General features: G+C 48.8%; 7 protein-coding genes. All 7 read right to left on the reverse strand.

The features are described 5' to 3' along the window. Positions 1-16 precede the first annotated feature (16 nt). The 7 genes from LLG96_02755 to LLG96_02785 all read right to left on the reverse strand — a co-directional run bounded on the left by LLG96_02755 (position 17) and on the right by LLG96_02785 (position 11,675). Positions 17-6,490: a T9SS type A sorting domain-containing protein gene (locus LLG96_02755; protein MCE5249119.1), complete on the reverse strand. Its 6,474-nt coding sequence runs from the start codon at positions 6,488-6,490 to the stop codon at positions 17-19. Between the two features lie 642 nt (positions 6,491-7,132). Continuing rightward, positions 7,133-7,666, reverse strand: a complete 534-nt coding sequence (locus LLG96_02760; protein ID MCE5249120.1) for a fumarate hydratase C-terminal domain-containing protein — start codon at positions 7,664-7,666, stop codon at positions 7,133-7,135. Positions 7,667-7,958: 292 nt separating this feature from the next. Beyond that, complete coding sequence (locus LLG96_02765) at positions 7,959-8,801, reverse strand: fumarate hydratase (GenBank protein MCE5249121.1); 843 nt, start codon at positions 8,799-8,801, stop codon at positions 7,959-7,961. Beyond that, positions 8,798-9,448, reverse strand: a complete 651-nt coding sequence (locus LLG96_02770; protein MCE5249122.1) for an MBL fold metallo-hydrolase — start codon at positions 9,446-9,448, stop codon at positions 8,798-8,800. The genes LLG96_02765 and LLG96_02770 overlap by 4 nt, the downstream gene beginning before the upstream one ends. Before the next feature lie 187 nt (positions 9,449-9,635). Continuing rightward, positions 9,636-9,893: a 50S ribosomal protein L27 gene (rpmA, locus tag LLG96_02775; GenBank protein MCE5249123.1), complete on the reverse strand. Its 258-nt coding sequence runs from the start codon at positions 9,891-9,893 to the stop codon at positions 9,636-9,638. 256 nt (positions 9,894-10,149) lie between these two features. Beyond that, positions 10,150-10,560 carry a 50S ribosomal protein L21 gene (gene rplU / locus LLG96_02780; protein MCE5249124.1) on the reverse strand — a complete coding sequence of 137 codons (411 nt, stop codon included), beginning with the start codon at positions 10,558-10,560 and terminating at the stop codon, positions 10,150-10,152. Positions 10,561-11,435: 875 nt separating this feature from the next. Further along, positions 11,436-11,675: a hypothetical protein gene (locus LLG96_02785; GenBank protein MCE5249125.1), complete on the reverse strand. Its 240-nt coding sequence runs from the start codon at positions 11,673-11,675 to the stop codon at positions 11,436-11,438. Between the last annotated feature and the right edge of the window lie 75 nt (positions 11,676-11,750).

Here is an 11,750-nt window from a genome sequence, read left to right on the forward strand (position 1 = left end):
CCATCCTTGTGATGATTTACTTGATCAGCGTCATCTTCTGGATCTTGGTAAAGTTACCAGAGACCAGCTTGTAGAAGTACAGACCTGCTGCTACCGACTCGCCCAGTTCATTCTTGCCATCCCAAACGACCTTCTTGAAGGCGGCAGACTGATTTTCATTAACCAGTGTGCGGACCTTCTGACCGGCCATATTGTAGATAACAAGCGATACATTACCAGACTGCGGGATCGAGTATTCGATCGTCGTGGTCGGGTTGAACGGGTTCGGGAAGTTCTGAGCGAGTGAGTACACTGTCGGAACCGCATTGAGAGTTACATTTGCAAGTTCGCTGACAGCGCTGACAGTGCTGTTAATCGCAACACTGGCATCCACGAGCTCAAAGTTCAGGTCTTTATTCGTGCCCTTGGATGTGAAGGCAATGGTGATTCCGCCATTGAATTCACCTTCCTTGAAGTACGAATTGATGGAGAGCATGCCGGGCTCGGTTTCCCTGGTGACATTGACTGTACCAAGTCCCGAAATTCCGTCATTGACAAGCTGCAGAGCTTCTGTATCGTACGACAGGGTCAGACCGAGACCGTTCAGTCCTTCAACTTCGGAAGCGCTGATGTTGAGGATGTAGGTAGCGGTAGTCTGATCATACGATGCGGTCAAGCCAAGAGCGACATCGTTCGACATCGGAAGAGCCTTTGCAGCCTTGCTGGTCTGAGACCATGCAGAGCCGAGGAGCACCAGATCGCCGAGTCCAACCTCGCCGTCCTTGTTCAGATCGAACGCGGACACCCAGGTGGCATCGGTCTTCTTGGCAGCCCAGTTGCTTCCGAAGAGCACGAGGTCGCCAAGACCGACAACGCCGTCCGAGGTAAAGTCGGCACCGCCGGCAAATGCCATGGCGTTGGACTTCTTGGTCTCTACGGCATTGGTAAGGTCTGTAGCCTTTACATAGTATGAATAAACTGTCGAAGCGTCTTTAACAGCGTCAATGTACGAGGTCGACAGCGGTCCGGCGAATCCTACTAATTCATATGTAGCGGATCCGGCAGCCTTTCTGTAAACTTCATATTTCTCGACACCGTAAATCGGATGCTGACCGACACCGGCCCATCCGTAGTAACCGACAATACCGTGATCCTCGGGCGCAGTCCAGCTCAGCAGAACACCGGTGTTTGCACCTTCGTTGTCATCAGCGGCAAATACGGTTATCGGGCTCGGGGCGATGTTATCGATCGCGCCGCCTTCGGCAGCTTCGCTCAGGGCGGATACGATCATTCCATCAGCAGCCTTCGCAGCGCCTTCGACCAGCATGGCAACTGCTTCGTCGCTTTCCTTCGTTGCAATTCCGAAATCGGAAACTACATCGCCGGAGGAAGCGGCAACTGCCCACTTCATGGTGCCATTGACAACCGACGGTACCAGAACTCTGGCCATTCCATCAGTGCCAACCGCGGTCTTGGGAACCACTGCCGAGTAGACCCACTGTTTTTCAGAGGTCGTATCGGTGAGAGCAAACGTCATCTCTCTGTAGAACTGGTAGGACTTGACACGGGAATCAGTCACAGGCTTGAAGGTTGCGATGAACCAGTGTCCGTTGTCACCCGGAACGTCCTTGAGTGCAAGTTCCGTCGGGGCGGCAATCGGCAGTCCCGTATCTCCGCCGGTTCCGCCGAGAATGGTCAGAACTGCGGATGTGGCTTTGATCGTTGCATCGGTTGCCGACACGATTCTGAGTTTGTCAACACCGGATGTCGCGGTCCATACGTACTTATTAGCCGAAGCAGCAGTACGCGAACCGGGAATCATGGTGAAGGTTACACCGTAATCGGTCGACTGATAGACATCAACACTGTCCACCAGAGTTGAAGACCACTTGACATCGACGGCAACGCCCGCTTTTGTGGTGGTAGCACTCGTAAGCGAAGTGAGTGCAATCGACGATACACCTTCGATCAGCACGAGTCCGTGAGTGTCATAGCAGGTCAAATCTTTGTACGGTGTCGGACAGAATTCGTTGTAGACATAGTACATCTTTGCAGGGCTATAAGGATCAGCAGCGTACTCTAATCCTTCCTTCTTGGTGTCCTGCACCCTGCTGTCTTTGAATAAACATTCTGCTGTATAAACAGCATTGCTGATCTGGATGCCGTATGCCTTGGTTGCATCCCAAGTCCAGCTCGACAGCATGGGGATTTCCAGAACACCCGGACTGAGCCACAGTTTGCCACCGAGAGCAGTCGCATGCTTTGAAGCACCAGTCGATATATTGTAGCTGCTCGAACGGTTGTCACAGATAAATGCATAGGTATCGAGCACTAAGAAAGTATCGCACTCGATCGACTTCGCGGTATCGGAAATCGCCTCGCTGAAGTACAGCGTGGTCTTTCCGGATGCGTAGACAGCCTTCATGATAACAGGCTGGACATCGTCGATAACCGCGCCGTTCGTTGCCGCGAGCGAGCTCGGGCTCGTTACGGTCGAAGCTACATCAAGTACGTTCTTCGCAAGGTCGCCAAGACCCGGAGCGTTGGTACCGGTGCCCCAGGTGATCGTCGGAACCCATCCGGTCGAACCGTATCCGGAAATGGAATAAACCGGCGCTTTATCTTCTTCGAGCTCGAGGTACATGATGTCATCGTTATAGCCGGAAGCAACCGCAAGATTGGTACCAGCATTGGAAAATACCGGTTTTCCTGCGGCTATAGAGGCTTTCTTCCCTGCATTGTCGTTGTTGAAGAAGTTCCAGCGCAGCGTTCCGTTGTAGCCGGAAAGCTTCCATGACGCCGAAACATCGTTCGACATGGTATTCTGTGAAATGTAACCCTTGGCAAGCGTATCCTTCATCGCTTCGGAGAACTGGATCTTGATGTGGTCGACCAGTCCGTTACCGTCAGCGTCGACAGTCCACGCGCCAATAATCCACGGAGCAACGACATCGTCGAAGATAGCGATCTTGATATCTGTACCCGATGTGGATGCAGTCGTCAAATTGTCAGCGAGTCCTGACTCATTGGCATTTGCATTGTCATAGAGTGCATTCATCCTGATCCAGACGAGATCGTTCTTGATATCGCCTGCAATCAGATCGGCATTGAGCTTCGCATTGAGCTGATTGGCCGCGATCTGGGTAACGATCGCAGATGTGAAGCCGCTTGCGCTCGTCGGGGTGCCGGTGTTCTCATACCCGAACAGGGTATTGGAAGCCACATTGATCGAGTCAACGGGGCAGTTCACACCGTTCGAATAATGTCCCCAAATCTGCTCGGAGAACGTGAATACAAGGTCACGGTCCGTTGCGCCGCGGTTTACCGTATACACAACCGGCGCCGCGCCATCATACGAAGGTTTAGGATCGAACGTGGCGAGCTTGTTGCCATCGCTGTCCTTGACTATCATGGCATCGTTGTACGTGTACTTCAGGGTCGGGGTAACACCTGTGTTGGGTCCGCCCTTCTTATTGTTTATACCGGTTATATACCAGATCGATGCATCGCCTGATTTGGCTTCCATCTTAGCAGTCGCATCGTCAAAGGTAATCGTCTGATCGCCAAAGAGTGTATCGGCGACGAAATACTTGACGTTAGCGCCGGTATAAGGACCAGCAGCCGCAACACCGCCAACACTGTTGATAACCTCGGAGAACCTGAGTTCGAATCCTTCGAGATATCCGTTGCCGTTACCGTCGTTTTCGCCGGTCCGGCCGCGTTCGGCGAGACCATCGACATCAGCGTTCACATCGAATGTGATGATGTTCGAGAAAGCTTCGGCACCCCATCCGTTAGTTATACCGGAAATGAGGAACGGTTTGGCACCGTCTTTAATGTTGCCCGCGGCAATCGTCGAATACAGATTATTCGAGAGGGTCGAGTAATCTTTGATATTGTACGTTGTTGTCGCGCTTGGCGCATAGGCCACTGTGGGAAGCATACCCGTATCGCCGCCATTCTTCATGCCGGTCGATAAGTTCGAAGCTTCCTTGAAGTAAATGGTGAGTTCCGTCCAGGTATCGCCATTCTCGGATTTATCCGCCCATGTCGGTTTACCGAAAGCCTCTGCGGATTTCAGAAGCACCCGCAGTCCTTCACTGGCTGTCAGAGCATGGGTAATGGTGAACTGGTCGATTGTATTGTCACGCTGTGTCGTAGCGCCGTCAAAATGTGCTCCTCCGGGCGTCATCACCTTCTCGGAGAAGATTACCTTGACACCGTCAACACGGCCATCAGCACCTTCAGCTTCGAACGAGCTGTTACCGTACCGCGAGGTGTCGGTATAGGCATCCTGTGTCAGAACTTTCACGACAACAGGCGCAATACCGTCAACTGTGGCCGGATGCTCGGCAGCGCCGATTCCGTATTTCTGGAGTGCGTTACCGGCCGAATCCGTGATCTTTCCTGTAGACGGCTCGTATGCAAACTTCGGCAACGCTTCAGAGTCGAATACGGTTGTCGAGGTGCTTTCCGTAATCTTGAATGTATACGAAGCACCGGATCCGCCGATACCGGCTTCGATGGTATACAGACCGTTGTTCGTGCTCGAGAAGCCGGCAACATCGGTAAAGAACTGTACACCGTCGCCGCCCGGAACGATAGCGTTTTCGGAGAAAATGACCTCGATTGCGTCGAGTTTTCCGTTATTTGCAGTCGATCCGGTACCGCCGCCGCCTGCTGCGCCGATGTCACGGGTCCTGACACTCGAAACGACCATAGGAGCGCCGTCACGGGTCTCAAGAGTCTTATAATCGGAGTAATCCGTGTTATCCGGGAAGAACCTGTTGTAGAAGAAGGCTCCTGCAGCGGTCTTCGCAAAGTCGGTGATATACCGGTTTACAGTTGCACCGGTAACATCGTTGACAATGATAGTGGGCGTCAGACCAGTGTTCGGGGATGTTTCGGCAAGAGGAACAATCCACTTGCTTTCGGAGCTGGACCCGCTGCCCTGGTTGAACGATGTACCTTGAACCTGGTTGATATAGAACAGAACACCGGTCGTATCAGTTCCGGCGCTCACATTCCTTATAGGCTCGGAGAAAACGAACTCGATACCGTCGAGTAAACCGTTCTTCGCCTCTCCGGCGCCGATTCCGGTGTCTCTCGTGTAAGCGTCGATGAGAATCGGCCGTGCACGGTCAACCTCGACCGCCTGCGCCGAGGCCCATGAGACCACCGACTGACTTCCACCGATATCCGTGATCTTGTTGGCTCCGCCGGAGAACTGAACATCCGGTGTAACCGCCGTATCATATGTATCCATCTTCTCTGTGAGCGTCAGCGTTACGCCATACTCGCCGGCGTTCTTGATTCCGGTGCCGCCCGCATCGAAGTTGGTCACAGGAGCGCCTGAGAGCAGATATCCGCCGCCAACCGTGAAATCATTGTTGGTTGCGGTTCCCACGGCGACCGGTACGTTGAAGAACATCGTCACATGGTCAATATGGCCGTTACGGTCGGTATCGTACACCTCGATACCGCGCGATACTGCAAGCGCCGGTACCTGTACAGGGTACGTGGTTCCGTTATACACCGTTACCGAACCTTCGAGCTTATACGTAACCGTCTGTGCAACGAGAATGATCGGCACATTGGCATACGAGGCATTGGTATACTTAATCGATTTCACCTCGGCGCCCGCAACGGAAGCGGATGTAGAGACAAGAAGACCGCCCACAAACGTAGCTGAGGTTACGGCCTGATTTGACTTGATATCAGCGCCGGCACCGTTTGTTGCCAAGAAAGTTGCATCGGCAGTCAGGTTATCGAGCGTATTGTAGCTGTATACGCCGAAACGAACAGTATCACCAAAACCCGCATCAACGTTATCGTAATCGTCGACAGCTTTAAGCATATTGGCGCTGGCTTTGACGAAATTGGTGGATGTGCCGTTGAGTTTCGGGTAATACTCACCCGCAACCCACTTCAGATGTGTGGCAACGATCGCGATGTTGTCAGCAAGTCCGGCTGCGAGTGCGACATCACCGGCGGTCGGTGTTGCACCGTCGTAAACCGTGACGCCGACATTCGTCACCTTTCCATCGGTCAGGGTCGGTTTTGTCTTGAGGACAACGAGGAAATACTGAACCTGAGCGTCAGGAATATTGACCTGCTCACCCGAAGTGAGCGTAATATACGTATTGTTAACTTCCGAGCCGAAACCCGACGCAGTACCTATGCAGGTGTCGTGGGTTTCGCCGAGACGCTGGAGTTTGCCGTCACGGTTGTTGTCAATCCAGACTTCAACGGAATCAATCTGAGCACTTGCCGCGGTAAGGTTACCGCCGCCGAGTGTACCATCAAGTTTGAACTTGGTAACCTTGACAGTCTGGCCTCCAAGAATATTCGTTACTACAAACGAGCTGATTACACCATAGCTGTTCGCGCCGATGTCGTTCGCCGCATCAACGTTGACAGCAACGCTGATATGGGTCGATGCAGCAAGCGCTAAAGATGGTGCAACCAGTAAAAGAACTAATAAAGATAATAAACCAATCTTTGGTTTCATCCCTATCTCCTTCCAAAGAAACGGATTAGCGATGAGTTGCTATAATTCGTAACAGTAAACTTCTTAAAAATCTTATAAAACCCTGATTCTCTCCGTTTATACCATTCACATCCCTCCTTCGAAAATTCAGGCATAACTTCACCAATGTCAGATTGTTCATTTCAAATCATCAATATTTCGCCGATTTCGGCCTGGTAAAACCTCCTTTCTGAAACTGCAAAAACGTTTAACCCGTTTAACTGCGTCTAATTAGTATCACCCTCCTCTCATTACAAATAACTATAAAAAGACAGAGAATACCATTCGCAAATCCACATTTATCAATACGTTAACTTGATTTCCCGAAGTGGTTTCACGTAAATCCATGCGCAAACGACAGTTTTTTCAGCCATATATGTTTGTCGAATAATATTATAAATGCATACGCCTGTCAAGATATTTTTTAATCTTATTATTTTTTTTACCATACTGTTTATCTGAGGAATTTCGGCACATTTACACATATTTTTTAACTTAGCCTTAAAATAGTACCAACGCAACACAAAATCGGTGATTAGGGTCACATTGTCAATTTTTTTTTTCATCCCGCTGTTTTTTTTTGCATGATGGCGGAAATAATGGTGATTCTCCCCTCTTTTCATACTACACAAACGCATTTCCACCATACATATCCATACCAACAATCAACGGTAAATCTATAACAGTAAATTCGCGCGCCGCTTCGGTGCCCAGTTCCGGAAATGCGATAATCCTCGATGCCGTTATATGTCGGGCGATCAGCGCGCCGGTTCCACCCACAGCGACAAGGTACACAGCGCGGTGTTTTTGAAGCAGTTGCACAATCTCCGCCGAACGGTTTCCCTTGCCGATGGTCATTGCAAGCCCCCGGGCGAGGAGCGGCCCGGTAAATCTGTCCATCCTGCCGGAAGTTGTCGGGCCGGCCGATCCCACCGGCATGCCGTTACGGGCGGGTGTCGGTCCGCAGTAATAGAGCGCCCTGTCTTTGAGATCGAACGGCAGTGCAATTCCCTCGCCGATCTTTCCGCACAGTATTCGGTGGACTTCGTCACGGAATACCAGCACATCGCCGCTGAGACTGACACGGTCGCCAGCCTTGAGCCCGGCCAGTGCCTTCCGGTCAAGCGGTGTTGTCATTCGTATAATATCAATGCCCATTCATGTACCTGTCAATATAAAATATACAAGGTTAACAATGAAACAACTTTTTAATACAATTAACTTAAAATTTGTATTTGTATTTCAGAATCCTGTTATCCAGTTAAATCAGCTGAAATCATCGATCTCTTTCGGCTTCGCTGTATCCCCCATATAAAACAAAGGGAGAACCGCCCCGCTTCTGCCTTGCTTTTCCAGCCTTATACCTGCCTTCTCTCTTTTTTCCCTTGTGCCTTATGCCTTGTGCCTGTCTTTCCCTGCCTTATGCCTTATGCCTTATGCCTGTCTTTTTTCAGAATACTATTTCCCCGTGACGGGCCGAATGACACTGTATGTTCACCGCCGCCGGAAGGCTCGCGATATGGCACGGCGCCGTTTCGATAAAAATATCGAGAGCCGTTGAATCTCCGCCGAGACCCATCGGACCGATACCGAGCTCGTTGATTTTTCGGAGCAGTTCCGTCTCCAGGTCGGCATAGAACTGATCGGGGTGACGGCTGCCGAGAGTCCTGAGAAGAGCCCGTTTCGACAGGAGCGCCGAATACTCGAAATCACCGCCCAGTCCGACGCCGACAATAACCGGGGGACATGGTTTACCGTCCGCCGCCCGTACCGTGTCGAGAATGAAATTGACTACTCCGTCACGCCCGTCCCCGGGATTAAGCATGGCAGTTCTGCTCATATTTTCACAACCCGCGCCTTTCGGGCAAAACACCAGTGAAAGCGTCTCCCCCGGTATAACAGTATAGTGTATGACAGCAGGAGTATTATCGCCTGTGTTCACCCGGTTCAGGGGATCCCGTACGACCGACATTCTGAGTGCGCCGTCACGGTATCCTTTTCGTGTGCCTTCGTTTATCGCTGACCCGAGACCATCCCCGTCCACACTGACATTGTCGCCGACCTCCGCGAAAAAAACGGCAATTCCCGTGTCCTGACAGAGCGGCAGGCAGTCGGAGGATGCGATGTGAAAGTTTTCGATGATCTGGTCGAGAATCGATGCCACCAGAGGGATGGTTTCCCTTTCACGCTGGTGTTCGATCCCCTTGCGAACATCCTGCGGCAGATTGTAGTTGGTTTCGGCAACGAGCTTAGAAACTTCTTTAACAACGGTATCGTAGGAAATGATTTTCATCGGGCGCTTTCCATGACGAGCACGGTGGATTCGTGCCTGCTCAGAATATCTTCGACCGTAACGGTATGCCGTTCGACACTGACAGGAATACCGGAAGTATACGTGATAAAATCGTCCACGGTATATTTGAGAAAAGAGTTTTTCGAATTCAGAAAATGCATCGGAATTATTATATTCGGTTTAAGTGTATCCAGTATTCTCCATGCATCGAGCGGGCCTATCGTGTATACCCCTCCGGACGGTATCATGATAACCTCGGCGTTTTCGAAAGCAGAGAGTGTTTCATCCGAAGGTATATAACCCAGGTCACCCATATGAATGAGGGTTATATTATCTGCTTCAATTCTGAAAATGATGTTTTTTCCGCGAAGCGTACCATCCCTTTCATCATGGAATGAAGAAAATCCCTCGATATGAATCCCTCTCACATCAGTACTTCCCGGATTTCTGACTATTGCGGGAGAACCCAAGACTTCATCGACAGAACTGTGATCCCAATGATCGTGACTGACAGTCACCACATCGGCCATTGAATTAATAGGGGTATACGTCAAACGCTCGGATGGTTTATACGGGTCGGTAATGAGCGCAGTTCCCGACGAGGTAACTACTTTGAAAGAACTGTGTCCAAACCATGTAAGCCTCATGCTTCACATCCCGGGTAAAGCGTTGAAATGCTCACAATGTGTTACACAAATCAAGCCACATAAACATACATAATGGAATGGTAAAAAGCAATCGTCATTCTACATCACAGATAATAAATAAAGGCACCGAAAGGTGCCTTTTATTTACAGATTATAGTTTGTTATGGGAAATCATGTGATAGGGACGTTATTCGGCCGAATATACACTGATCTTTTTCCGTGTTCTGCCGGAACGCTCGAAAACCACTCTGCCGTCTACAAGGGCGAAAAGCGTACAATCTCTTCCCATGCCGACATTGTTTCCCGGATGGAACTTTGTTCCGTGCTGACGGACAAGAATGCTGCCGGCCGAAACAACCTGCCCGCCAAACCGCTTGATACCAAGCCGCTGACCCGCAGAATCCCTGCCGTTTCTCGAGCTTCCAACACCTTTTTTATGTGCCATATCGCTCTCCTTCCACACCAATCATACCGATGAATTCAATACATGGTGATCATCGGAATGCTTTTTATATTTATTTTCATAATCCTTGATAAGCCGCTGCGAATCGCTGTGGTTCTGCTTTCATTCCGCGGCGATAATGTTTCACCACATCTTCACTGTTTTATCCGATATCCGCCTTACATTTTTGATGCGCTGTCCTGTTGTTCGTATGACAGGCTGCCATATCGGATATCGTTTGAGCCGGATACAGCGATTTTTATGATTTATCTTCCTGCGCTTCGGCAACAGGAGGAGCATTGTCGGTTTTAGGAGTTTCGGGTGTATCCTCGGCAGCTTTCGCAGCTCGTTTTGAAGCACTGATTTTTATCTTGTCAACCGATAATTCGGAAAAATCCTGGCGATGTCCCCGTTTTACCGAATAATCCTTACGCCGCATTTTCTTGAATACGATAACCTTATCGTACTTACCCTGGTCGGTGATCGTTGCTTCGACAACCGCACCCTCGACAAATGGTTTACCGATAGTGATCTTTTCGCCGTCAGCAATAAGAAGAACCTCGGAGAGCTTCACCTTTTTCCCGACTTCAAGGTCAAATCTGGGAACACGGATCGTTTCCCCTTTTTCCAGTTTGTACTGGAATCCCTTTATATTAACAACTGCATACATCCCTTTGTCCTCCGGGGAATGATATGATTATTATTTACATTATAGATTTTCAAATATAAAAATTTTATGAGTAAGTGTCAAGCTAAATAATGCGAAAATACTCCCTCCATCCTTAATCACTATTATAACTCGAAAAGGATATTGTCATTTATAACTTATATTTATATAAGAATATACCCACGTTTTTCAAATAGCCCCTCTTCCGGTTCTTCGGGCCGACTTCCCTCCTTTCGGGGAAGGGAAAGCATGGCGTACCGCTTCTTTCTATGCCCTCATCTATGGGGAACACGAAGTGTTACATAGAGCCGTAAATTAAAAAGGATCGATGATCATGGGACAAGAAAAAGGAAATCTCAGATTCATTCCTTGTTGATGGATTTATTCTTAATGATTATTTTTAGCCCCCAACTTGATCGGGAATCGATTTGTGTTTGACTGAGCCGTATAAATTTTATTTCTGTCACATTCTGTCACAATTGACTCATAGAAAACACCTTGGCATATGAATTGGATTGTCTCGGAGATATGGATATACAGGAGCTCGTTGATACAAAAGCGGTTACAGATTATTTAATAAAAAAACAATGAAGTATTTCACAATAATTAATGCGGGCAAAACGGAGAGGGTGAAAAAGACTTTATGAAGGAGAACATTCGGAAAAATTGGGTAACACACTAAGGTTACTGAAAATGTTCAAATTTCAAACGGCATAATCGGTTTCAGTATCAATACCAATAATCTAAATAGACTTGCTGCTCCAAAAAATAATTAATTGATCCACCATGGCCTTGCTGATGATAAGGTAAAGAATAGAAGAAAGGATAAAGATTACATATTTTATAAATAAATTAAAACTCATACCTCTGCCCCTCTGTTATTTTTCTCTCAGCACTGCTGCCAATAACCATGTGACGAGAAACAAAGGAATAAAAAACCATGTGAAAAATATCGCGATGATACCACACGGAACAAATGGTATCTCCACGTCCTGCTGTTTCAACATGACTGCCCATTTATTGAGCGTGTAATGTATCATTTTACCACCGATAAAATAGAGAGGGATAGCCGCCAGCATATAGAGTGCAATTTTGACACCTAACCCGAATCCAAACATATTGTTTTCCTTAATATTTCTTGGGGGTGAATGGTTGTGATTTCAAAATGTATGTTTATATAAAGCGTCTTTTAC

It is taken from the genome of bacterium (genome assembly GCA_021372535.1).
Lineage (GTDB): Bacteria > Latescibacterota > Latescibacteria > Latescibacterales > Latescibacteraceae > JAFGMP01.

Bases quoted from the DNA above. Each gene is read 5' to 3' on its own strand.
- LLG96_02755 (MCE5249119.1), bottom strand. From the start codon at position 6,490: ATGAAACCAAAGATTGGTTTATTATCTTTATTAGTTCTTTTACTGGTT.
- LLG96_02760 (MCE5249120.1), bottom strand. From the start codon at position 7,666: ATGGGCATTGATATTATACGAATGACAACACCGCTTGACCGGAAGGCA.
- LLG96_02765 (MCE5249121.1), bottom strand. From the start codon at position 8,801: ATGAAAATCATTTCCTACGATACCGTTGTTAAAGAAGTTTCTAAGCTC.
- LLG96_02770 (MCE5249122.1), bottom strand. From the start codon at position 9,448: ATGAGGCTTACATGGTTTGGACACAGTTCTTTCAAAGTAGTTACCTCG.
- rpmA (MCE5249123.1), bottom strand. From the start codon at position 9,893: ATGGCACATAAAAAAGGTGTTGGAAGCTCGAGAAACGGCAGGGATTCT.
- rplU (MCE5249124.1), bottom strand. From the start codon at position 10,560: ATGTATGCAGTTGTTAATATAAAGGGATTCCAGTACAAACTGGAAAAA.
- LLG96_02785 (MCE5249125.1), bottom strand. From the start codon at position 11,675: ATGTTTGGATTCGGGTTAGGTGTCAAAATTGCACTCTATATGCTGGCG.